Origin of the sequence: Marinobacter salexigens, assembly GCF_018860765.1 — a bacterium.
In the GTDB taxonomy this organism is placed as follows: domain Bacteria; phylum Pseudomonadota; class Gammaproteobacteria; order Pseudomonadales; family Oleiphilaceae; genus Marinobacter; species Marinobacter salexigens_A.
Map to the genome: position 1 here is coordinate 803228 of NZ_JAHKPV010000001.1, position 23579 is coordinate 826806.

The window sequence follows — 23579 nt, forward strand, 5'->3', positions numbered from 1 at the left end:
CCTCTCCGGTTATTCTTCGTCAGTCTGGCGTTTTATCCACGCCAGTACATGTTCCGAGGGTACCTTTTGAAGACCCGGGGGCTGCCAATCGGTCAGCTCTCCCTGGCCCAGAACCAGTAGTCCCCCGGGCGCCAGCCGCTCTGCAAGTCGCCTGACAATGTCCCGCCTGCGCCAGCGACGGAAATAAATCAGCAAGTTCTGGCAGAAAATAATATTCATTCCGTGCATGGGCGCTTTATCCAGATCCAGTACATTTAGTCTGGTAAAGCAGACCCGCTCTCGGATGCTTTCGATAATTTCAACGGTGTTCCGCTCGGCCGGGCGGAAGTACCGGGTTTTCATGTTTTCTTCCATGCCCAGCAGTTTGCGGGCATTGAACTGGCCGGTCCGGGCCTTTTCGATAACCGGTGTACTGATGTCTGAACCGGTTACTCCATACAGTGGTTGCAGCCCCAGTTGCGTCATGCATTCGTTCAGCACCATAGCCAAGGTGTATGGTTCTTCGCCGGACGAGCAACCAACACTCCAGGCCTCAATCGGCCGTTTTCGGAACTGCTCCCTTGGCCGCGTAAGAACGTAGTCGGCAACCAGTCGGAACGCATCAGGATCCCGAAAAAAACGGGTTTCCTGCACCGTAAGTCGGTCAACCAGCGTTGACCATTCCCGTATGGCATCCGGCCCCGAGACAATCGTTTCGTAATAGGCCTGATAGCTGCTGCAGCCTATTTCCCGCATCCGGATAGCCAAATTGGTTTCCAGAAACGAGCGGCGCTCTGCAGGCAGCGTCATGCCGGTACGGTGCTCCAGTAGTGCTTGCCACTGGCTGAACTGCGCCTCGTCCATGTCAGGAAGACGGCGCAGAAACCAGGTGCTCTCGGCAGGTGACGGAGCGTTATGAGGCTCAGACATAAACCGCCATTAGCCTCGGGCTGAAAATCAGCCCACCACCGGAACGTTGCTGTCTTCCTCTTCTTCGTGGCCTGCCAGATCTTCTTCTGGCAACGTAAAGCCGGCAACGGAGGACCGAAGCTCGGAAGCCATTTCCGCCAGATTCCCGATAGACTTCGCAGTAGCGTTGGTACCGGACGATGTCTGGGAGGTGATTTCCTGGATAACGTTCATCGTGTTGGAAATGTGAGCCGCTGAAGACGACTGCTGGCGTGCCGCGTTGGAGATGTTCTGGATCAGCTCCGCAAGGCTCATGGATACGTTCTCGATTTCCTCGAGGGCGATACCCGCGTCTTGTGCCAGACGTGCACCACGTACCACCTCGGCGGTGGTGTGCTCCATCGAGATAACCGCTTCGTTGGTGTCAGACTGGATCGTCTTAACCAGCGCTTCAATCTGCTTGGTTGCAGCAGAGGAACGTTCCGCAAGACGCTGAACTTCGTCCGCAACTACCGCAAAGCCTCGGCCCGCGTCACCGGCCATAGAGGCCTGAATAGCTGCGTTCAAGGACAGAATGTTGGTTTGGTCGGCAATGTCGTTGATCAGGGATACGATGTCACCGATTTCCTGTGAGGACTCACCCAGACGCTTGATACGCTTGGAGGTTTCCTGAATCTGCTCACGAATGTTGTCCATGCCGCGAATGGTGTTCTGTACCACTTCCGCGCCTTTTTTGGCGATGGCAACCGAGCGCTCCGCAACCGCAGACGATTCAGCAGCGTTAGAGGATACTTGGTCGATGGACACGGCCATTTCGTTAACCGCAGCAGAGGCGCCTGCAATTTCTTGCGCCTGATGCTCGGAAGCGTCTGCCAAGTGCATCGCAGTAGACTGGGTTTCCTGGGCAGCAGACGCTACACGTACCGCTGTACCACGAATCGCCTGTACCAGCCCGCGCATCTGGTCGATCGCGTAGTTGATGGAGTCAGCGATGGCACCGGTGAAGTCCTCGGTTACTGTGGCCTCAGTGGTAAGGTCACCGTCAGCCAGATCGGCCAGTTCGTCGAGCAGTCGCAGGATTGCGTTCTGGTTCTGTTCGTTTTGTTCCTGAGTCGTCGCCAGACGAGCTTGAGCTTCCCGATACAGGGCTAGACCGATAAACACAACCATCGCGACCATGGCCGCCAGAATAATAAAGGCTAGGGTCGGGCTTATGAGACGCGAGCCACTTTGGGCGCGGAAGCTCTCGGCAAGAACAGACAGTTCTGAAAGCAGAATTTCTGAGTTCTGGAAAATGTCGCTGGCCGCAGTACGTACCTTGAAGAGGTCGGGAGAGGCTTCAAGGATGGCGTCTACGTTTTGGGAGATGAACTCGAAAAGCTCATCAACCGCTTCAAGACCATAAATGGCATCTTCATCATCAACCTTGGAAATGCCCATGTTGGGATTTCCGGTCAGCTGGCCTTCTAGTACCCGGCCAAACAAGCTGGCGTCACGGCCGAAGCGGTCGGCGGCAATGACGGCATCTTCATCACCGGAGAGTACGTTGTTTACCGAACGCACAATACGCTCTGCAAGCAGCGATTGGCGTTGGGCCAGAGCAATCTGTTCCGCCGGAGCGCCACTATCCAGAAGGATTTGTACGATATCGTCGTACTCCACCTGAAGCTGAGGGATGGTTTCGTTGAGGGTGCGCGCTACTTCGTGCAAGCCCAGCACTGCGTCCCGAGTGGACAGAATGCTGTCGGCGTTCTCGCGAACCGTATTCCAGTGCTGTTGAACGCCGCTTCCGCGGGCCATTTCACTGGCTGGCAGGCCGGTTTCCGGGTTGCCTTCGGTCACGTTGGACCAGAGCTGCTGGAACTCATCGCGGGAACGACGCAACTGGTTAAACGCCTCGGCGGTACCGCCAGCAGCTTCAGTCGCGTTTTTCGCGATTTCCTGTGACAGCACCCTGAGTTCAGCGGCGTTGGCGATATATTCCTGATCGTTCTGGCTATCCCTGTTAATGATAAACAGGACCACAACGAGCAGGACGGTGAGTGCGATCAGTGAGGTAATCAGACCAGCAACAAGCTTGTTGCCCCCCTGACCCATACCGATTCTTCCGGCTCTGTTTTTCATTTTCTGGCTCCCGGCCTCTATCTGGAATTTGGCAAGTTGTTTTTAATTAGGTTTCAGGCAGTCAGGGTGTTTTTCCTGCCACTGTCATCACCCTTACCACTGTGCGACGTCAAGAAAGCGTTCGTCTTCGAGCAGGTCGACGGCGGAGAACACTTTCCAGACTTCTTCGTTTCGTTCATAACCGCCTGCGACAAACGGCTGAACGTTTTCAGGCACACCAGCAGGTGCTGCCTTGAAACTGTCGGTTGCAAAGTACTGCATACCCAATACGGAATCGACGACTAACCCGCTGAAAATATCCCCCTGCTCAATGACAAGAACCCGCCGTTCCCTTTGGTTACGGGAAGAGCGGGGAATGTCGAAGAAGTTGGCGAGGTCAACCAGAGGGAGGAGGCGCCCGCGAACGTTGGCAGCCCCCATGAGAAACGGCCGAACTCCCGGAATATGCGTAAACCGGGGTACGTGCAGTATTTCAGTGACCTCACCCATGGGAGCCACATAGCGCTCGCCTGCAAGAACAAAGCCGATGCCGTTCCAAAGTTCAACGGCTTCTTCCTGTTCGGGTAGGCCAGCTGCCATGGATCGGCTACGTCGGGCGATATCCGTCAGAACGGTAAAAGGGGCGGCCTGTGCGGACATGCTTACTCCACAGTTGGGGATCAGCCAATCAGATTGTTGATTGTTTTGATCAGGTCGTCTTCGTTTACCGGCTTAACCAGATACCCTTTGGCGCCCTGACGGGTGCCCCAAACACGGTCGGTTTCCTGATCCTTGGTGGTGACAATAATCACCGGAATGGAAGCCGTTTCTGGAGCTCGGGTTAGCTGGCGGGTCGCTTGAAAGCCGTTAAGGCCAGGCATAACCACATCCATGAGCACCAGATCTGGAGTCTCAGCGCGAGCCTTGGCAACACCATCTGCGCCGTTGTCGGCTGTAAGCACTTCGTGTTTGTGCTTTTCCAGAATGGTGGAGATTTTCTTAACCTCGGTAGGAGAGTCGTCAACAATCAGAATGCGAGCCATTGGTTCCTCGATGGTTCTTTAGTGTCAGCAGGGTTTACTGTGGCGTCACGGGTATGTAGTGACGAATCGTATTGAGCAGCTCATCCTTGCTGAACGGTTTGGTCAGGTACTGGTCAGAGCCGACGATGCGACCCTTAGCCTTATCGAACAGCCCGTCCTTGCTGGATAGCATGATAACGGGTGTCTTTTTAAATGAGGAATTATTCTTGATGAGCGCACAGGTCTGGTAGCCGTCCAGACGGGGCATCATGATATCCACAAAAATGATGTTCGGCTGCGAATCGGCAATCTTTGCCAGAGCATCAAAACCGTCTGTCGCGGTGATAACCTCACAGCCAACCTTTTTCAGGAGGGTTTCTGCGGTGCGACGGATGGTTTTGCTATCGTCGATCACCATGATCTTCAAGTTCTCGAAGTTGTCATCCATTGTCCAGGTGCCTTGCGCTCAGCGACTGTCATTGTGTTCAAACGAGGGTTTTAACATAAATCTTAAGGTTCTTCTGTAAACCCCGCCCATTTATAGATTATTGATGGCCTGATAAAAAGTATTACTTTGTGACCAAATGTACTTATGCCTGCAACATCACGTAATTTACCAGAGATTTCTCGGGATGCATTCACGGCTCGGGTACAATACCATCTGATTTCCTAGCATAGCACTTATTGTCCGGTTCGCTCTGCAGACCGGTTCTGTTTTTTCACTCCTCAGGAGCGCAAGGGGCACTATGACAGTTCGACTCGGGATAGTGATGGATCCGATTCAGGATATCCACTTCAAAAAAGACAGCTCTTTGGCGATGCTACTGGCAGCGCAAAACCGTGGCTGGGAAATCGAATACATGGAATTGCCTGACCTCTATATGGAAGGTGGCAGGGCTATGGCTTCCACGCGCAGCCTAACGGTCCGAAAAGATCCTGATGACTGGTACAGCTTTGGTGCTGACAGAGATCGCGCGCTTGGCGATCTCGATGTTATCTTGATGCGCAAGGATCCGCCCGTAGATCGTGAATTCCTGATTGCCACCTATATTCTTGAATCTGCCGAACAGCAAGGTGCGTTGGTGGTTAATCCGGCGGCGACTCTGCGAGACTGCAACGAAAAGCTGTTTGCTACGCAGTTCGAGGATTTGACCCCACCTTTGCTGGTAAGCCGCTCATCGAAGCGCTTTCGGGAGTTTTACGCGAAGCATGGCGACATTATTATGAAGCCGGTGGACGGCATGGGCGGCCAGTCTATTTTTCGCGTCAAGGAGAATGACTTCAATTTGGGTGTGATTATTGAAACCCTCACCAACAATGGTGAGTATCAGGCCATGGCCCAGAAGTTCATTCCGGAAATCAGCGACGGTGACAAACGGATTTTGATGATTGAGGGCGAGGCAGTGCCTTATTCCCTTGCGCGAATTCCTTCGCAAGGCGAAAATCGCGGCAATCTTGCGGCCGGTGGCCGAGGTGAAGGTCGTGAGCTGACAGATCGTGACCGCGAAATCTGTGCGCGGGTAGCGCCGGTAATCAAGGAAAAAGGTTTGATGTTTGTTGGACTGGACGTGATCGGCGATTATCTGACCGAAATTAACGTGACCAGTCCGACCTGTATCCGGGAGTTGGACGATACTTTTGGAACAGACATCGGGAGTATGTTGATGGACGCCGTTGAAAAGCGTCTTAACCAGAACTGACGGGTATACCATGGATCAGGGCCAACGACAGAAACGGGCGTATTAATGACGGTGCAGGTGAGCGAGTTCGATAGGTTTTCCTTCACGTTATTCATGGCACTGGTGGTGCATGCGGTTGTGGTGCTGGGAATTACCTTTGCGCCTGAGTCGCCGCGTTCGTCTGCCCAGACCATGGAGATAACCCTGTCGCAGTTTGATGATGAACAGGCACCGGAGAAGGCCGACTTTCTGGCGCAGACCAATCAGCAGGGTAGTGGCACGGAAGAAGAGGTGCTGGAAATGACCACGCCGCAACCCTCTGAGATCAGGCAGCCTGAGGTTGCGCAAGTGCAACCGGAACCAAGGGCACAGGTTGAGCCGGTGCGTCGTCAGGAACGGGCGGTTGTGCAGACTGAAAGCCGCTCAAGCCGACAGGTTCAGCAGCCTGAACAGTCCACCGAACCGGAAGACGAGCCTCTGCCGGTAAGGGAAAAGAAAAGCTTGATGGATCGCAGTCTGGAGATCGCCAGTCTTGAGGCTCGCTTTGATGCCCAGCAACAAGCCTACGCCCGTAAACCCAGAGTTATGCGGGTAACGGCCGCTTCCACCTTAAAGTCCACCAATGCCTGGTATGTGCAGAATTGGGTGAGTAAGGTGACGCGGGTTGGCAATATCAACTATCCCACTGAAGCTCGCCGTGCGGGAGTTTATGGCACCTTGCGTATGCTGGTTTCCATGCAGAAAGATGGCTCCATCAAGGAAGTAGCTATTCTGCAATCGTCAGGAAGCACTCTGCTCGACGATGCGGCGATTCGGATTGTCAGGATGGCTGCACCCTTCGCACCCTTTCCTGACGACATGAAAAAAGACGTGGACGAACTGGAGATCATACGTACTTGGTCGTTCCAGCAACGGGGGCTCTCATCCGGATGACGGCATCTAAACACTCTCCGCACAGTCTTAAACACCACTTTCTGGTGGCCTCACCCTATCTCGCCGACCCTCGGTTTCATGGAGCGGTTGTTTACCTGTGCGAACACTCAGATGATGGCGCGCTTGGTTTAATGATCAACCAGCCTCTGGATATTCATTTGGGAGAAATTCTGGAGCAGCTTGACCTTCAGGGTGGCGAGCTCGATCTACCGGTTTTTAGTGGTGGCCCGGTTGAGCAGGAACGGGGTTTTGTTCTGCACCCACCGGGCGCCAGTTGGCAGAATACGGCCGAGGTGGCCAACGACGCTATGCTCACCACATCCCGCGACATACTTGCGAGCATTGGGCGAAACGAAGGCCCACCAGAGTTTTTGATGGTGCTGGGGTATTCCGGTTGGGGAGAAGGGCAGCTAGAAGAAGAGCTGGGCAGCAATGCCTGGTTGGTTTGCCCGGCAAACACCGAGATTTTGTTTCGAACACCTTGGGCTGATCGCTACAAAGCGGTTCTGGACCTGATTGGCATTGATCTCAACCAGCTTAGCGAAACGGTGGGGCATGCCTAAAGTCGGCCAACGCAGTGTTATGGCATTCGATTTCGGCCTGCGCCGCATTGGTGCGGCTACCGGGCAAGAACTGCTTGGTACAGGTCAGCCTCTCGCCATGATTCCTGCCGATAACGGAACCCCTGATTGGAGCCAGCTTGAGAAACTGCTGGTGGAGTGGCGGCCGGATCTGGTGCTGGTGGGCTTGCCTCTGAATATGGACGACAGCGAAAACGATATGTGTGGCCGTGCCCGCAAGTTTGGCAAGCGCCTGCACGGACGCTTTCATGTTCCAGTAGAAATGGTAGATGAGCGCTTGACCAGCTACGAGGCCAAAGGCCAAGTAATGGCTGCCGGTGGTAGCCGGGATTATGGTCGCCACGGAGTGGATGACCGTGCAGCCGTGCTGATATTGGAAACATGGTGTCGCCTGCAAAGTGAATAACACAGTGAGGATGGAATGAGCGCATTGCTTGATGTAGACCAGCTGATGGATAAGTTGGAAGCGGGGCTACGTGGCCTGCTTAACGAGCGAGGTATTGAGTCGCCGGTGCTTATTGGTATTCGCACGGGTGGTGTCTGGGTCGCGGACATTATTGGTAAGCGCTTGGGAATTGAAGAGCCGTTCGGCGAGTTGGATATTTCCTTCTATCGGGATGATTTCAGCCGAATTGGTCTCAACCCGAAAGTGACGCCCTCAAGCCTGCCTTTCGATACCGAAGGCCGGGACATTATTCTGGTTGATGATGTCATCATGAGCGGCCGCACTATAAGGGCTGCGATGAATGAGCTGTTCGATTATGGTCGCCCAGCCAGTATCATACTCGCCACTTTGATCGATCTAGGTGCCCGTGAACTGCCTATTCAGCCTGATGTGGCCGGGCAGTCGCTGACCTTGGGTGTGCAGCAGCGTGTGAAGCTGCGTGGCCCAGACCCGCTCCGGATAGAGCTTCAGGAAACCGAGCAGTAAACCCCCGAACTCGATAGCAGGCAAATCATGACCGCAAATGCAGCTTCCCCTAATCACTTACAGCTAACCCGGGACGGCCAATTGCGGCATTTCCTGACTCTGGACGGTTTAGGCAGAGAGCTGCTGACCGACATACTCGATACCGCCGACTCTTTTATCGAAGTTGGCGAGCGAAGCATCAAGAAGGTGCCTCTTCTAAGAGGCCGTACAGTGGTCAACTTGTTCTTTGAGGCCAGCACCCGCACGCGCAGCACCTTTGAGCTTGCTGCCAAGCGGCTCTCGGCAGACGTACTCAACCTCGACATTAATACCTCGGCCACCTCTAAAGGCGAATCGCTTTCAGACACGCTTCTCAACCTTGAGGCCATGGCTAGCGACATGTTCGTAGTGCGCCATGCCCAAAGCGGAGCCCCGCACTTTATTGCCCAAAGTGTGACCCCCGGGGTCGCCATTATCAACGCGGGCGATGGTCGCCATGCACATCCCACTCAGGCCATGCTGGATATGTTGACCATCCGGCAACACAAAGGCGGCTTTGAAGGCTTAAAAGTCGCCATAGTGGGGGATATTTTGCACTCTCGGGTGGCTCGCTCCCAGATCCGCGCCCTGAATGAGCTGGGCGCCGAGCAAATACGAGTTATTGCGCCCGGAACCCTCCTGCCAAGAGATGTCGAAAGCCTCGGCTGCACTGTGGAATACGATATGGCCAAGGGTATGAAAGATCTGGATGTCGTTATCATGCTGCGCCTGCAAAAAGAGCGCATGGAGGGGGCGTTACTGCCTAGCGAGCGGGAGTTTTACCGGCTTTATGGGTTGAGCCAAGACAAGTTGGCGCTGGCGCACCCAGAGTGCATCGTGATGCACCCCGGGCCGATTAACCGAGGTGTAGAGATTGAATCAGCGGTCGCGGATGGCCCGCAATCGGTTATTTTGAATCAAGTAACTAATGGCATAGCTATCCGCATGGCGGTGATGTCCATGGCGATGGGTGGGCAGGTCGCCGAGCGCCAGCAAAAATTGAACGAATTGAGCGAGTTGAATGAGAGAGGTCTGGCATGAGCGGCAACACACTATCCTCCAGTGCCAGCCTTAAAATTACCGGCGGCCGCTTACTTGATGGCCATGGCAGTGAAACTCCAAATCGCGCTTTGTTGATACGAAACGGACGCATTGCCGCTACCGGAGAGGCCGCTGAAACTGCCGACGCCGACCAAAGGTTTGATGCCAAAGGCTGCGTGATTACTTCTGGGTTTGTTGATTTGTATTGCAACCTGCGCGAGCCGGGCAATGGCCAGAAGGGCAATATAGTTTCGGAAACAAGAGCCGCTGCCCGAGGCGGCTTTACGACAGTCTGTGCGTCGCCAGAAACCTCGCCCGTTAACGACTCTCGGGCCGTTACTCACCTGATCCAAGATGGTGCCGACGCAGGCTCGCCTATCCGTGTTTTGCCCGTAGGTGCGTTAACTCGAGGCCTTGAGGGCGAGATGCTCAGCGACATGGCGGGTCTAGCCGCCGCTGGCTGTATTGCCTTGGGCAATGGCTCCCGTGGCGTAAGTAATGCCCGAGTGCTGCGCCGCTGTATGGCTTACGCCCAAACGTTTGGACTGACCGTGATGCTGCGCCCGGAAAACCAGTCCTTAGCCGCAGACGGCTATGCCCATGATGGCCTGATAACAGCTCGCCTCGGCTTGCTGGGCATTCCGGAAGTGGCAGAAACTGCATCCGTTATGGAAATGCTACTGCTTGCCGAAGAAACCGGTGTAAAGCTGCATCTGAGTCAACTTTCCTGCGGGCGCAGTGTAGAAATGCTTGCTGACGCGCGCCGCCGGGGGATTTCCGTAACCGCAGACGTAGCCATGCACCAGCTTGTGTTTACAGAAGATGCCCTGTCAGGTTTTGACAGTCGCTTCCACTTGCGCCCACCGCTGCGTTCAGAGACTGACCGTAAGGCATTGGTAGCAGGGGTTCGCGAAGGAGTGATTGATGCCATTGTAAGCCAGCACTTGCCCCATGAAAGTGCTGCCAAGCAGGCGCCGTTACCAGACACTGAACCAGGCCTCTCCAGCATCGAAAGCGTGTTGTCGTTGGGCCTTGGGCTAGTTAAGCGGGGCGAGTTAAGCCTTGCTGAGCTGGTTCGCGGGCTTACATCCGGCCCAGCATCGGTCATCGGCTTACCTGCCTCGATCAGCCAAGATGAGATAGCCGACCTGTGCGTATTCGATCCAGACGCTGATTGGACGCCAAGTAGCCAGTCTTTAGCCTCGGCGGGGCATCATGCGCCTGTACTTGGCCAACCGTTGCCCGGAGTGGTTAGGCTTACGTTGGCCGAGGGTCGAGAGGCGTGGGGCGGAGCTTAAAAACCATACCGCCTGCATAGAAATGCGGCAGGGGTTGGCTAACCTCTGTCGACACCATCACATATTCCAAATTTTTGCTCAAAAAGCCCTTGAGGGAGGGCACCTGTGCCAACGTATTCTTGCGGTTGTCGGCATACTGTTGCCGCAAATAGATGCGGCCCTGCTTGTACAGCGACACACTGGCCAAACAATAATAGCTCAGGAGTTATCCCTTGAAATCAGTAACCTTCCCACAGCGGGTGGCCTTGGCGGCCACTCTGTGTGCTAGCCTCATCCTGCCCTCATTGGGACATGCCCAGACAAGTACTGAAAACAGTGGCGATATTCTGGAGAGAAGCTTCTGTGTGTTTGACCCAGTCGGGGCCAATGGACCGCTATTTGCAATCACCAAGACCTTTCAGCCCGTTGCTCTTAAAAATGGTATCAAGCTGAACCTGAGTGCTTACACTGACGAAAAAGTTGCTGCTGAAGACTTTAAAGCTGGCCAGTGTGATGTCGTGTTGCTTACCGGCACCCGTGCCCGTGAATTCAATAAATTCACCGGCAGTCTGGAAGCCATGGGTGCCGTACCGGGTGAAGAAGAAATGCGCCTGCTATACAACACGCTCAGCCAACCGAACGCTCGCCCTCTACTGAAAGATGGCCCCTATGAAGTGGCCGGAGTATTCCCGGCTGGCGCGATTTACCTTCACTTGCGTGACCGCTCCATTGATTCGGTTGAAGAGCTTCAAGGTAAGCGCGTAGCAACTTTGGATTTCGATGAGGCGTCTGTTCGCATGGTTCGCCATGTAGGCGCGTCAGTGGTCGGCTCCAATTCCGCCAACTTTGCTGGCAAGTTCAACAACGGCAGTGTGGATGTCGCCTACGCGCCAGCGGTGGCGTATTCACCGTTGGAACTGTACAAGGGCGTTGAGCCAAACGGTGGGGTGCTCAAATACGCACTGGCCTACATGAACTTTCAAGTCATTATCCACAGCGATCGCTTCCCCGACACTGCGGGCCAAATGGTGCGTGATGAGGCCATCAAGCGCATTGATGAAGCCTACGAAATTATTGCCCAGGCGGAAGCCGAGATGCCGGAAAACGTATGGATGACTCTGCCGCAGGAAGTGACTGCCGAGTACGACAAAATGCTGCGTACTGTCCGCCTGTCGTTACTTGAAGATGGTGTGTACGACGAACGCGCAATTAAACTGATGAAAGCCATTCGCTGCCGTGTGGATGCCACCCGATCAGAGTGCGCTTCCTGATATTTCTATTGCAACTAACAGCCCCGCCTCAGCAAATTGGGAGGGGCTATTTTGGCCGGTTAGTGAGTGCACACTAGGCTAAGCGGAACGCGTCTTTAAGTGCTTTGCCTGCTTTGAAGCCGACAGTTTTGCTGGCAGGAATATGAAGGGGTGCCCCGGTTTGGGGGTTTCTACCCTCACGCGCATCACGAGTGCGGATGTTGAATGTGCCGAAACCGATCAGGGTTGTGTCTTCTCCTCTGCTAGCGGCAGCTGAGATCTGGTCAGTAAAAGCGGTAATCACTTCGGCGGCTTTTTCTCTTGTTAAGCCTGTGCGTTCAGCGATAGCTGCCGCGAGTTCGGGTTTTCGCATCGAGTACCCCTTTTTGTTTTTTTCGTCGGAACCGCCGCCCAACCGGCTTACGGTTGCTTGAATCTATAGCGGCTTATGACGCTTTGTGCAAATCAGCGGATGGGTAAAAACTGTGTGCATAGGCGTCATTTGCGGCTTCAGTCTCAAAAAGCGCGAACGCTGTAGGCCATAATGCGCGGCTGACAGCGGATTCAGAATAATAATGCAAAAACGTTCAAAAGGTTCAGAAACCATGATGCAAACCACCGGCATTTCATATTCAGAGACGTCCGTCCGGGGCCGTTCACGCCCGTCGTCTTTCAGGCAAAGGTTTAAGCATTCGGCCTCCTGGCTCAAAGGGGTTGCAGTCGCTCTTACCCTCGGGTCGCTGCTGTCAGGTTGTGGTGTCGTGAACCACATGATTTACAAAACCACCGGCGATGTAATGCAGGGCTTTTCTCGCGACCACACAATTCCCTATCTGATGGCCAGCGGTGATCTGGCTATGGGTTGTGCCATGAGCGAGGCTACCGCTCCATTGCTTATGTCCTTCGGCAGGGTGACCAATGAACCCGATCAGTTGGCTGTCATGCTCTATCTTTCGGCTGGTGGCTGTGCGGAAGAACAAGGCCGTGAGCATGAGCTAGCGGCACTGGCTGCCATGTATGAGAGAAAAGGTAATGCAGCAGAAGACGCCATCATCCGCCAAAAGCGGGCTTACTCTCTGGCCGCCAAGCGTTATTTGAAGGGGTGGCAGCATCACAACACCTATTATGGTGAGCCCGGCACCGGAGAGTGCCCGGACTTTGACGATGATATGGATGAGTTTATCTACTTTGCAGGTTTGCTCGCAGGTTTACAGGCGCTTAACTCAGAGATCCAATCCACCTCCTCCATCGGTGTTCCCAAGAACGTAGGTTCTGTTGTAGCCCGCGCCTCGAGCTGCCTTGAAAGTGATAAGTGGTGGGGCGCCCCGATGGCCTTGAAAGCGACCGTTTGGGCAATGATTCCCGGTGCGCAGCCAGAAGGTGAGGATGCCTTTGAGCGCCTCGCCATGACTGACCGTATGGGCGACGAGGCAGGCGTGCGCCTTAGTCATGTATTCCATGCAATTGCCGCCACAAACAAGGGCGATGAAGCAATGGTGAAGTCGGTGGTTCGCCAACACGCCGAGTCGCTGAAAGAGCAGCCAGCCAACGAAGACTGGGCCTTTGTGGATGCTATGGCGACCAACATGATTATCGCAATCTCCGACCGTCTATGGGTAGAAAATACCGGACACCGTACACCGCTGGGCCGGCTTGGCACCTTCTGGGACGACCAGAAGGCAGAAGTTGAGACCATGGACTTGGATGGTCTGCTGTAACCCGTTAACGTTCCAGAGTGTAGAGTCATGTCTAAGGGTAGTTTTCGTCGTAACGGGTTGGAGTGGTTTTCATCACTGCCTGCTTGCCTGCTATTGCTGTCTGTGGTGCTTTTTTCCACAAGCAGCGATATTCACAACCAGATGCTGCGTGGCGGCGAGCAGCTCTGGAGCGGCTACTACAAGCTACGCATGGACCCGGCTGCACCAACCTGTGATGCAAATCGGGATGTTGAAGCTGCTGTGGCCCATGAGCTTGCTCAAAAGCCAGCTGCTGACGACCCCATGGCAGCTCTCTTGGGTGCCCAAGACAAAGACCCTGCCGATGTTCGCCTTGCGATTGAGCGCTCGGTAGCCGAGTGCAAAGCTGCGTTCCAAAGTTATGAGAGTCTTCAGGGCCAACTTACTCCCGGTGTAAAAGCATATCGTGCGGTAGAGCTGTTTATTGCCGATCTCATTGCCTTTGGGCTCGTCTCCCAACGCTACATTTTGGTGATCTTGGTTATGCTGTGTGCTGCCACAGCAACGCTCACACGCCACCATATTGCTATGCGCGCCATGGAAACCCGTTTGGACTATACGGTTTCTCTGACGCTTCAAACCCTTGCCAACGCAATGCTGTTAGGCTCCAGCCTGATTTTCCGCCAGTCCAGTGTGGGCTCAGACGTATCGATATCTTCCGAAGATCTGCTGCTGCATAATTTTTGGGTTGTCGGGTTTGCCTGCCTCACATTGGCCAGCCTCTATAGGCTGATCCGCGCACCCTCAGATCTTGCCCCGGGTGGGCAGTTGAACAAAGCGTTTCTTGCGGTGCCACTGTATACCGTGATGTGTCTGATTTCCGGTACCTACTTCGCGTTGATTGGCCATGCCTCGGGCATTGGTATCTATCTTGGTAAAATGATGGAGTTGGCAGACATGTTCCTTAATGTGGGGCTCTATGTTTGGGTGGGCATGATGCTTAAACAAACACGTCTGGCGACGCTGGTGTTTAATCTATTCCGGCCCTGGCGTATGCCGCCGGAAATGCTCGCTGTTGTTGCGGTGCTTGTGGCCGCCGTTCCCACCGCCTATACCGGCGCCTCCGGGATTTTCGTAATTGCTGCAGGCGCTGTGATCTACAGTGAATTACGCGCTGCCGGTGCGCGTCGTCAGCTTGCGCTTGCGGCCACAGCCATGTCGGGCTCTTTGGGTGTGGTGTTGCGCCCTTGTTTGTTGGTCGTCGTTATTGCTTATCTCAACCGTGAAGTGACCACAGACGACCTGTTCGGATGGGGCATTTGGGTGTTCGTGTTGACCGCCGTCATGTTTAGCGCGGTGGCGCTCACGGTAAACCGCCAGAGTAAGTTTAATCTGGCGCCAGCGGCTGAAGCCATGCCTGCGACACTTCAGGCGTTGCGGTCGTTGATTCCTTATGTACTGGTGATTGTGGGCGTTGTGTTGCTCTACCGCTTTGCCCTAGATGTGCGCATGGATGAGTTTTCGGCACCGCGCCTACTGCCGGTGATTATGTTGTCCATACTGGTGTACGAGCACATTAGCTTTAAGAACAAAAAGGGCAGCGCCTCCGGCGAGATTAACCACCAAGGGTTGGAGCGCAGTGTGCGCGGTGCCACCAATGACACCACAGCGGAAATTGGTGCCTTGCTATTGTTGCTGGGCCTGTCGGTTAGCATCGGTGGTGTGATTGAGCGCTCTGAGATCATGCAGGCATTTCCTCAGGCATTCGACAGCGCATGGTCTGCCATGTTGTTAATGGTGGTTATTCTGGTGATTCTCGGGATGATTATGGACGCCTTCGGTGCCGTCATCCTTGTGACCGCAACAGTAGCAACCATTGCCTATTCCAGCGGCATTCACCCTATCCACTTCTGGATGGTTACGCTGGTGGCTTTTGAGTTGGGTTACCTAAGCCCACCGGTGGCGCTCAACCACCTGTTAACGCGACAAGTAGTGGGTGAAGCCGAGGTTCTAGCTGCCCAGCAGGAAACCGGCACCTTCTACGAGCGCCATGAGCGCATCATTATGCCGCTGATCGCTATGGGTATTTCGCTGGTGCTGGTGGCATTCGTGCCGTTGATGTTTTACGCCTGATCGATGCGGTGCAAATGGCTTTAAACTGAGTGGGAGTGTGCGTTCTTACGTTGTGCCCTAAAGCGTCTCCAGCACACTCCCTGATTGCAAAGAACGCCTGCAATAGCCAATCTCCCACACCACTCTACGAATCTGCTTACATTCGTATCATCCCGCTAAGGATAGGATCTGCGTCCTCTTTTGAAAGTCGACGTGGCCTACATGCTGCAAGATCGCCGAGGCGACCCAGCGGTGAAAGGGCTTTATGAACAGGCTCTGGAATCGCCCACCCTGATGATACGAGCCATTGCGCTTATTGTGCTGCATGGCGATATCGATTTCTGGGATACGGTGATGGTGGATAACGAATTCAATGAGGAAGCCGTTGCTCGGCTTAAAGGCGAGTATTTAAGCCGGGTGGGTTAGGTCTCTTTGCTGCGCGCCGTATTAAAAACAAACGATTAGGAAACATGTATGAAGAACATCTCAAGAGCACTGATATTGGCTATGGCCGCATGGTCGCTGCCAGTGTTTGCCGATAGCCTGCAACAAAGTGATGTAGACCGGTTTATCGCCAAAACACCGGCTGTTTTTACCGTTATTGCCTCCGTGGACCAGCGGCTGAGTAAGCAAGAAAAGAAACGGTTTCAGGCATCTCTGATGAAGATGCATCCCTACACCACCATGGCAGACATGATGGAGGACAAGCCCGATAACCTGTTGCTTGATGGCGTTAGCCAAAAAGTAGGCTATGAAGATTTTCAGCACTACGCGAAAGTGGCCGATCGGTTTTTTTCGGTTGCTATGAGTGCCCAGATGGTTGAGCAGTTGTCCGGCTTAGGGCAAGAAAACCCGGAAAACATCAACAACCTTTTCCGCTATCTTGATGACCCCAGCAAGCCTGAAGAAAAGCAACAACGTTTATATGAGATGTTTGAAAAAATGTGTCAGGAGCGGTGTGTGAACCCTGAAGATGTTGACATCGTCGCCCAGAACTACTTGCCGCTAAGTAAAGTGCTTCGCTTGAAAAAGTAGCCAACTGGCCTTTATAGGGCCACAAATAACTAAATTAAAATCGAACTTCCTACTACCTGCCTAGTTGGTCTAGCCATTATTCCAGCGAATTAAGGCCCGCCACGGCTAGATGCGTTTAGCGCATCAACGTGGTGGCGCGTTTTACCAATGGCTGAGCACGGCTAGTCTGATTTCTGGCCAGTAGAATATCTGCTTGAGAAAGGTACGCCTCGGCCAAGCGTTTCTCTGCTGTTACGATCTTTTCGAAGTCCCCAGGAATAACCTTTTTTAAGGCTTGTATGTCCTCATAAACTGCATCTAGCTGACGACTTGAACGAGCGTTCTTGATGGTAACCGGCCATGTCTCAAATTTCTGAGCATAGAACACAAGTGCCGCACTACTTGGGAAAACCTGATCACCTTCGGCGGCTTTATTGTCTTGGTACTGAGCCAACTCTTTGGCAGCCTCTCCAAGCTTTTCGAGAGCAAGGCGCTGTTCTTTCGTTTCCGGCGACTGCGCGAAGAAGCGATTCCCGATGGTGAGCAATTGTGCTTGTTTTGGAGCATCAAATGCCTTAAATGCCGAATCCACCTGAGAGAGATACTCTTTAACGGCTGCTGGCGATGGATTGGGTGGCTTATTTCCCAAGAATTCAAGGTTAGAGCCTAGTTTTACCAAGGCGTCAGCGCTTTTGGCTCCTTTATAGTTCCCCTGCTCCAGAGTGGATTGGATTTCATTGGCAATGGCACTTTGCAGGGTCTTTTGTCTATTCTCGATTCGGTTTTGAACACTCAAAAGCTCCCCGTCCCTTGGGAAGAGGGTGGTCGCATTCTCAAGCACTGAAAGCGCCTGCACTATGTTTGGTAAACCGTTCCCCTTATTGGGCTCAAGCGCCTTATCAATACGTGATAGGAAGTGGTTGACCAGAGGTGTTTGTTTGAGCTTGAGAAGCCCCGCTTGATCGAGCTCAGACATTCCCGATAACTGTTGCAAAAGCTGCTCAGCAGGGAGGTCTTTTAGTGCCAGATTATGTTGTCTCTGCTCTGTCAGGGCGTCTGCGGTATGCCTTGCTTTGGCAGATTCGGCCGTGCCTATGTGCCAAGCAGCAATACCCGCTGTGATCGCGGCAGTGGTGACCACCGTTTGCCCGACCGCCAGCCAAGGGGTTGGCTTCAGGGCGCTTTCTGTTTTCTGGATAGAAAGCTGCTGAGGGGCTCCGAGCAGTTGCTGCTTCAGAGTTCGCCATGTTTTCAAGGGTAGGTTGCCGGGCCGCTTTAACTTGGCCGATTGCCGCTCCTTCTGTGATGGTGATTGCCGATTGAAGGGGTGCTTGGAGCTCAAAAGCTCGTAACAGATGCAGGCGAGGGCATATATGTCACCCTCGCCAGTAGGCTGCTCACCCTTCGCTATTTCGGGCAGTGTGTAAGCTGGCGTGTACCCGTAAATAGATGTCTCGTCGAGACCGGGATTTAGAAAATCCTCTTGAAGCGGATCGCTCAGTACCCGGGATACGCCAAAATCGAGGAGTTTGACCTGGCCGTTACGCGTAAAGAAAATATTTGAGGGTTTTAGGTCTGCATGCACAACGTTGTTAGCGTGAGCGTATTTCAGTGCGGACACTATCTGCGCGACAATTTCCTTTACCCCTTTCCACTTCAAACCGCTGGGCCGCGAGCGCTGGATCATGCGTGTAAGCGGCTCACCTTCAAGCAGCTCCATGACCATAAAGCAGGTATCACCATCCTGTTGCAGGTCTTGCACCCGGATAATATTGGGATGGCTTAGGCTTTTGGTTTTGGCGGTTTCTCGGGCGAGCACGCCAAGCACACCGTCTTGGGTTAGCATGTCGTGCTTGAGGATTTTGAGCGCGACTTTGCAATCGGCTGCCCCCGCTTGCTCTAGCTGCAAATCCACTGCCCGATACACGTCGCTCATGCCGCCTGAGGCAATGAGAGCTTCAATTCGATAACGCTGGTTTAGTGTTTTATCAAGCCACTTATGTTTATTGCTCTTGCTTTCCACCGTGCTCACCCTCCCGTTAGAACCGTAGGGTTTCCGACGACAATTTTCCCGCCATGAACGGTGGCGTCGCCTAAGCGCGCTACCGGCAGACCGTTTGCGAAGACGGTTCCGGAGCCCTCAACGACAACATCGGGCGGGCCAACGCAAATGAGCTTGTCTGAAAGCCTTGCAATAGGTAGGCCGCCAACAAAAACATTAGGAGATGCTGCGAGGGTGGGGCCACCAACGTGCGGCACGGGGCCTGTTGTGGCGGGGCAGATATGAAAAGCTCCTAGAAAAGCAGTCGGCTTGCTCATGAGCAATACGTCCCTGAAAATAAATCCGTCCATTGGTCTTACAGAGCGTGATATTCGGCGATCCGAAAAGGTAGGTCAACCCCCTTGTGTGATCTTTGCCTACATTAGTGATGTCCGTGTTTAACAGGAATTGACAGTTCCAAGAGGCTAGAATAGTATCCATCAGTCAAGCCGCACTGGCGGTTGTTGAATTGAATGTGATCCGTTCCGACGTTCTTACAAAATTGGTCCAAGGAAGGTGCAGAAACCCGTGTCGTTATGACACAGCTTTCTAGGTTTTAGCTCAAAGGGAAGAGCGAGTGATGTTGTTAGAGCTCACAGTTACCAGCTATCAAAGGCTGTCGCCCTCAGTTACCGGCCAAAAGACGGTTGAGCCCAACGATGTTGTTGTTATTGGGCGAGCTACCGATTGTGACTGGCATTTACCCGATCCGCTAAAAGTACTCTCCTCCCGGCACGCCGAGATTCGTTTCTCTGATGGCCATTATACGGTTACGGATATCTCTACTAACGGCGTGTTTCTGAACGGCGAAGCCTCGGCCATTGGTCGTGGTAGTACTGTGGCGATCAAATCTGGAGATTGCTTGCGCCTTGGTGACTTTGAAGTTGTGGCTTCTGTCGTTGCAACGTCGACAGGGCAGGTTGAGTCCGATTTTTCGAAGCCATTAGAAAACAAGCCACTGGAAAGCCAGCCAGAACAGTTGCCCCCCATTCAAGCTGAAAGCTCTGAGTTGCCTCTGAATAGCAACCGCGTTGCAGGCGACAGCCCTGCAACAGCAGGTGCTTTCGGAGATTTTCTTGCTGCGGGCTTGGGCGAAAGGGTTATGGCAGATAGTCATGTGCCAATGCAAGAGCCCGCGATTCCCGGCGAGTGGCATTGGGGGCGGGGTAGTAGTGAGCAGTCCCAAGGCGCTGCGACAGCACAGGGTCTGCCCGTCTCGTCTCCAGCGCCAAGAGACCATGCCACTGCCACCCCAAGCCAGCAGTCTGATGCGCTAACAGCTCTTGCTGAAGGCCTTGGTCTCCCCTCAGAAAAGCTAGAAGGTGCTGGGCCAGCCGTATACAAGGATCTCGGAAGTCTCACTCGGGTACTGCTAGATCGTCTGTTGGACATGATCCACATGCGAGCCCGCCAGAAGCAGCAATTGCGTGTCGCTCAGACACTTTTTCAGCGGAGTGAAAATAACCCCCTGAAGTTCTCTGCTACACCACAGGATGCGCTGGATAGCCTTCTTATTCGGCCTCACGCTGCTAACTTGGGGCCGGTGGATGCTGTGAACAAGGCGTTTGATGACCTCTTCTCGCATGAGCAGGCACTGCTCAAAGGTGTGGAGTCTGTCGTTCAGGATCTTCTAGCGGATACGCCGAATGTGACTGGCACAAAAAATACAACGGGGCTGTTTGCCCGCCGTAAAGCCTTGGAAACAATTACCCGTCATCGTGCTTGGCAGCGGGACGTATACGGTAGCACCGACAGCATGCTCAGGAGCGACGTATTTGTTGAAGCCTACGAGCAGGCCGTTGGTCAGAACGAGGAGAGTGCCAAAACATGATATATGCCATGCGCTGGGCGATGGTCTTGGTGGCTGCAATAGCTTTAACTGGCTGTGTTGTTGCAAACACCATAGTGACGCCCTACACCGACTTACACTTCGCCTCTCACGGAAACATCAATCCGGATGCGAGCGGGCGATCCTCACCACTGGTAGTAAGAGTTTATGAGCTCAAGTCTGCAGGCAAGTTCAAAGATGCGGGCTTCTTTGAGATCTACGATGATGCAGAAGCGCTACTCGGTGAAGATTTGCTAAGCGACGTTGAGATTATTATTCGGCCAGCTCGGGGGCATGTTCACGAGATGCGATTGCATAAAGATACTACGCACATCGGAATCGTGGCCGCTTTTAGGGATATTGAGAATGCTGAGTGGAAGTTGACGCTCGCAGCAGATCCTCGTGGTTATGACAATCGAAGAATCAGCATAGACAGCCGTGCGATTGCCCGGGAGGACCGCTAACACACTTCGTGTGCGGTCAGTTCAGAATGAATAGCAATGGGTTTTATACATCATGGAACGAATAGCTAAGGTCGCTTGGTCTGAGGGTATGCTGCTTCGGCCACAGCATTTTCAACAGCAGGATCGTTTCTTGTACCAGACGGCGCGAAGCCGACATGCTCGTACCGCTGTGCACGGATACGGCATTTCAGAACTGGAGATGGATTCTCAGGCTCTCGCGCTTGGTCAGGTATCACTGGTTAGGGCGGTAGGCATTCTGCCGGACGGCATGCCTTTCGCCTTCGATCAAACCGATGCACTTGTATTAGAAGTTCCGCCAGATGCCAGAGATGAGCTGGTGTATCTGGTGCTGCCCATGGAAAAGCTATCGGGCACCAATATTGCCGCAGACAGCTCCACCCAGGGAGCTCGATACCGTTTTGAAGAAAACCGCTTGCTAGACGATTCTGCAGAAGATGGTGAGGAAGAGCTTTTGGGCTTGGCGCACCTTAATCCTCGCCTCAAACTCGGGCGTGATGATTTGGCGGGGTTTGCGTGTCTTTCTGTTGCCCGCATTGTGGAGGTGGTAAACGAGAAAGAAGTGAAGCTTGATCGGAGCTTTATTCCGCCGACATTGGATGTGGCAGCTGTTGCCCCTTTGGCGTCATTCCTGCGTGAAATCCTTGGCATGGTTAAGCAAAGGGCCAAGGCGCTAGCGGTACGAATGCAAAAGGGCGCAGAGCAATCATCAACACTGTTTGATGTGTTGATGCTGCAAACGCTGAATCGTTGGCAACCTATGCTAGAGCACCTGAAAGGCGCACCGCAAGTGCACCCGGAGCGCTTCTACGAGTTGGCAATTACCTTGACCGGCGAGCTGGCACTCTTTGCACGCGCAGACAAAATGGTGCCGTCCTTACCCCCGTACCGGCATGAACAATTGACGGAAACCTTTGGCGATTTGGCTGCGTTGCTGAGCCAATCACTGAGTACCGTTCTTGAGCAAACTGCGATTGCTCTGAAGCTGGAAAATGCTCAGTACGGAATCCGAGTTGCGCCATTGCCTGACGGCAGCCTTCTTGAAACCGCTCAATTTGTACTTGCGGTTAAAGCAGACTTGCCAACGGAAGATATCCGCCGTCGCTTGCCAGCGCAGATCAAGCTCGGCGCTGTAGAGCATATTCGTGACCTCGTTAACAACCACTTGCCGGGTATACCGGTAAGTGCGCTGCCCGTGGCGCCAAGACAGATTCCTTACCACGCCGGCTATCACTACTTTTTGCTGGATGGAAAAAGTGAGCGCTGGCAGCACCTCAAGCAGAGCGGCGGATTGGCGGTTCACGTGTCCGGTAATTATCCGGGGCTTGAACTCGAACTCTGGGCCGTCCGGCAGTAGCCGACATACACTTAAGCAGGGATTGCTACATGAACGACAGCACCGTCCTCAAACCGCGACCAGGCGCCCGACAGGCACCCGGCCCAGCACCACATGCTGCTCCCCGCCCGGCAGACGAAACTGTTATAGCTACGCCCGCAAAAAGTGCTTCTGGTTTTAGTCGGTTCAAGTTGCCCCAGACTCGTTTGGGCCCCGTTTGTGATCACGCATCTAAGCTGCTTTCTCTGGCTGTTCGGTTGCCAACCGCAGAATTGGTTGATGATGTTGCAGAGCTTCGCAGGCGTTGTGTAGAGCTGGTTCGTGAGTACCAGACCAGTCTTCAAGCGGACGGCCTCACCGCGGAAACCGTCGAAACAGCGTCGTATTGTGTGTGTGCACTTATTGATGAAATCGTGCTCAACAGCAGTTGGGGCGAAAACGGGCACTGGGCAGCGCATTCACTGCTGTCAGAGTTTCACTCTCAAACTTGGTCCGGCGCCTATTTCTTTGATCTGGTTGCGGCCGCAAGGCGCACGGCAAATACAGATGTTCTGATGCTTCAGTACCTTTGCTTGTCGCTGGGCTTTAAAGGCAAATATCGCGTTGAGTCACGTGGGCAAGAGGAGCTGGATACGCTCAGAGATTGCCTGTATCACGAAATATGTTCTGCCCGTGGTTCCTTAGGCACTCCATTCGAGAAAGCCTGGGAGCAGAAAGTCCTCACCGGTCCCGGCGTGACGCTAGGCGTGCCTGTATGGGTCGGCGCCGCAGTCGCTGCGATGATACTGCTGGTTTTTTATATGGCCTTTTCGCAGCGACTCGATTCTATCGCAGAGCCGGTATTGGCGAATATGGCAACGCTGGCGGTCCCGGAAGTAAGAGTGCCCACGGGTCAGGTAGGGCCGGGACAGGGTGACTACCTCAGACGAGTGCTCCAGACCGAAATCGACAGGGAGCTGGTCACGCTCAACGACAGCGATGGCGGCAAGATTACGCTGAGTATCGGGAATGAATCGCTGTTTGAATCTGGTGCAGCTGTTCTGCGAGAAGATGTGCTGCCACTAATGAATAAGATTGCCCGTGCGCTGGAATCGACAGAGGGAACCGTCATGGTAACCGGACACACCGATAACCAGCCCATCGCAACAAGCCAATACCCCTCTAACTGGCACCTGTCACTCGCCAGAGCGACAGCGGTTTCTGACGAGCTTGCAGGCTCGGCAAACCTGCAAGGCAGATTGTGGCCTGAGGGCCGTGGTGATACGGAACCCCGTTTTGACAATGCTACCTCTGAGGATCGTGCCCGCAATCGGCGCGTTGAAATCAGCTTGGTTCCTGAAGCCCTGAATGATTGATTACGTGAGGTA

Annotated in this window: 24 protein-coding genes; 16 read left to right on the forward strand and 8 right to left on the reverse strand. The window is 53.8% G+C overall.

Annotated elements, in window-relative coordinates:
• Positions 1-9: 9 nt before the first annotated feature.
• From KO508_RS03615 to pilG, 5 genes are all read right to left on the reverse strand, one after another.
• A complete protein-coding gene (locus KO508_RS03615) occupies positions 10-909 on the reverse strand; it encodes a CheR family methyltransferase (RefSeq protein ID WP_216006943.1) in 900 nt (299 codons plus the stop codon).
• A 27-nt stretch (positions 910-936) separates the two neighbouring features.
• Entirely contained in the window at positions 937-3012 is a 2076-nt protein-coding gene (locus KO508_RS03620) for a methyl-accepting chemotaxis protein (protein ID WP_216006944.1), read from the reverse strand.
• 93 nt (positions 3013-3105) lie between these two features.
• On the reverse strand, positions 3106-3651 hold the full coding sequence (locus KO508_RS03625) for a chemotaxis protein CheW (protein ID WP_200362583.1): 546 nt from the start codon (positions 3649-3651) through the stop codon (positions 3106-3108).
• Between the two features lie 20 nt (positions 3652-3671).
• Positions 3672-4034 carry a twitching motility response regulator PilH gene (gene pilH, locus KO508_RS03630; protein WP_200362581.1) on the reverse strand — a complete coding sequence of 121 codons (363 nt, stop codon included), beginning with the start codon at positions 4032-4034 and terminating at the stop codon, positions 3672-3674.
• A 34-nt stretch (positions 4035-4068) separates the two neighbouring features.
• Positions 4069-4461 (reverse strand): twitching motility response regulator PilG, encoded by a 393-nt coding sequence (gene pilG / locus KO508_RS03635; protein WP_216006945.1) that lies wholly within the window; start codon positions 4459-4461, stop codon positions 4069-4071.
• A gap of 298 nt (positions 4462-4759) precedes the next feature.
• Between pilG and gshB the strand changes: the two genes are divergently transcribed.
• The 8 genes from gshB to KO508_RS03675 all read left to right on the forward strand — a co-directional run bounded on the left by gshB (position 4760) and on the right by KO508_RS03675 (position 11744).
• Complete coding sequence (gene gshB / locus KO508_RS03640) at positions 4760-5713, forward strand: glutathione synthase (RefSeq protein ID WP_216006946.1); 954 nt, start codon at positions 4760-4762, stop codon at positions 5711-5713.
• A gap of 45 nt (positions 5714-5758) precedes the next feature.
• On the forward strand, positions 5759-6625 hold the full coding sequence (locus KO508_RS03645) for an energy transducer TonB (protein ID WP_216006947.1): 867 nt from the start codon (positions 5759-5761) through the stop codon (positions 6623-6625).
• A complete protein-coding gene (locus tag KO508_RS03650) occupies positions 6622-7188 on the forward strand; it encodes a YqgE/AlgH family protein (RefSeq protein ID WP_216006948.1) in 567 nt (188 codons plus the stop codon). Before KO508_RS03645 ends, KO508_RS03650 begins: the two co-directional genes overlap by 4 nt.
• Positions 7181-7612, forward strand: coding sequence for a Holliday junction resolvase RuvX (gene ruvX / locus KO508_RS03655; protein WP_216006949.1), 432 nt, complete (start codon positions 7181-7183; stop codon positions 7610-7612). The genes KO508_RS03650 and ruvX overlap by 8 nt, the downstream gene beginning before the upstream one ends.
• Positions 7613-7627: 15 nt before the next feature.
• Positions 7628-8137, forward strand: a complete 510-nt coding sequence (gene pyrR, locus KO508_RS03660) for a bifunctional pyr operon transcriptional regulator/uracil phosphoribosyltransferase PyrR (RefSeq protein WP_216006950.1) — start codon at positions 7628-7630, stop codon at positions 8135-8137.
• A gap of 27 nt (positions 8138-8164) precedes the next feature.
• On the forward strand, positions 8165-9196 hold the full coding sequence (locus KO508_RS03665) for an aspartate carbamoyltransferase catalytic subunit (protein ID WP_216006951.1): 1032 nt from the start codon (positions 8165-8167) through the stop codon (positions 9194-9196).
• Positions 9193-10494, forward strand: coding sequence for a dihydroorotase (locus tag KO508_RS03670; protein ID WP_216006952.1), 1302 nt, complete (start codon positions 9193-9195; stop codon positions 10492-10494). Before KO508_RS03665 ends, KO508_RS03670 begins: the two co-directional genes overlap by 4 nt.
• A gap of 212 nt (positions 10495-10706) precedes the next feature.
• Positions 10707-11744, forward strand: coding sequence for a putative solute-binding protein (locus tag KO508_RS03675; protein WP_216006953.1), 1038 nt, complete (start codon positions 10707-10709; stop codon positions 11742-11744).
• Between the two features lie 73 nt (positions 11745-11817).
• Here KO508_RS03675 and KO508_RS03680 read toward each other — a convergent pair whose 3' ends face one another.
• The gene (locus KO508_RS03680) at positions 11818-12096 is read right to left on the reverse strand and encodes an HU family DNA-binding protein (protein ID WP_216006954.1); all 279 of its coding nucleotides are present in this window, start codon (positions 12094-12096) and stop codon (positions 11818-11820) included.
• Positions 12097-12493: 397 nt separating this feature from the next.
• Between KO508_RS03680 and KO508_RS03685 the strand changes: the two genes are divergently transcribed.
• From KO508_RS03685 to KO508_RS03700, 4 genes are all read left to right on the forward strand, one after another.
• Positions 12494-13441, forward strand: a complete 948-nt coding sequence (locus KO508_RS03685; RefSeq protein WP_252737793.1) for a hypothetical protein — start codon at positions 12494-12496, stop codon at positions 13439-13441.
• 27 nt (positions 13442-13468) lie between these two features.
• Positions 13469-15532 carry a TRAP transporter large permease subunit gene (locus KO508_RS03690; RefSeq protein ID WP_216006955.1) on the forward strand — a complete coding sequence of 688 codons (2064 nt, stop codon included), beginning with the start codon at positions 13469-13471 and terminating at the stop codon, positions 15530-15532.
• A 180-nt stretch (positions 15533-15712) separates the two neighbouring features.
• Positions 15713-15937, forward strand: a complete 225-nt coding sequence (locus tag KO508_RS03695; protein WP_216006956.1) for a hypothetical protein — start codon at positions 15713-15715, stop codon at positions 15935-15937.
• Between the two features lie 48 nt (positions 15938-15985).
• Positions 15986-16546, forward strand: coding sequence for a hypothetical protein (locus KO508_RS03700; RefSeq protein ID WP_216006957.1), 561 nt, complete (start codon positions 15986-15988; stop codon positions 16544-16546).
• 115 nt (positions 16547-16661) lie between these two features.
• Here KO508_RS03700 and KO508_RS03705 read toward each other — a convergent pair whose 3' ends face one another.
• Positions 16662-18548 (reverse strand): serine/threonine-protein kinase, encoded by a 1887-nt coding sequence (locus tag KO508_RS03705; RefSeq protein ID WP_216006958.1) that lies wholly within the window; start codon positions 18546-18548, stop codon positions 16662-16664.
• A 5-nt stretch (positions 18549-18553) separates the two neighbouring features.
• Entirely contained in the window at positions 18554-18844 is a 291-nt protein-coding gene (locus KO508_RS03710) for a PAAR domain-containing protein (RefSeq protein ID WP_200362556.1), read from the reverse strand.
• 302 nt (positions 18845-19146) lie between these two features.
• Between KO508_RS03710 and tagH the strand changes: the two genes are divergently transcribed.
• Genes tagH through tssL form a run of 4 tightly spaced genes read left to right on the forward strand, consistent with a single transcriptional unit; the run spans position 19147 to position 23567 of the window.
• Entirely contained in the window at positions 19147-20397 is a 1251-nt protein-coding gene (gene tagH, locus KO508_RS03715) for a type VI secretion system-associated FHA domain protein TagH (protein ID WP_216006959.1), read from the forward strand.
• Positions 20394-20858, forward strand: coding sequence for a type VI secretion system lipoprotein TssJ (tssJ, locus tag KO508_RS03720; protein ID WP_216006960.1), 465 nt, complete (start codon positions 20394-20396; stop codon positions 20856-20858). Before tagH ends, tssJ begins: the two co-directional genes overlap by 4 nt.
• A gap of 52 nt (positions 20859-20910) precedes the next feature.
• A complete protein-coding gene (tssK, locus tag KO508_RS03725; RefSeq protein WP_216006961.1) occupies positions 20911-22233 on the forward strand; it encodes a type VI secretion system baseplate subunit TssK in 1323 nt (440 codons plus the stop codon).
• Positions 22234-22262: 29 nt separating this feature from the next.
• Positions 22263-23567, forward strand: coding sequence for a type VI secretion system protein TssL, long form (tssL, locus tag KO508_RS03730; protein ID WP_216006962.1), 1305 nt, complete (start codon positions 22263-22265; stop codon positions 23565-23567).
• The last annotated feature ends 12 nt before the right edge of the window (positions 23568-23579 follow it).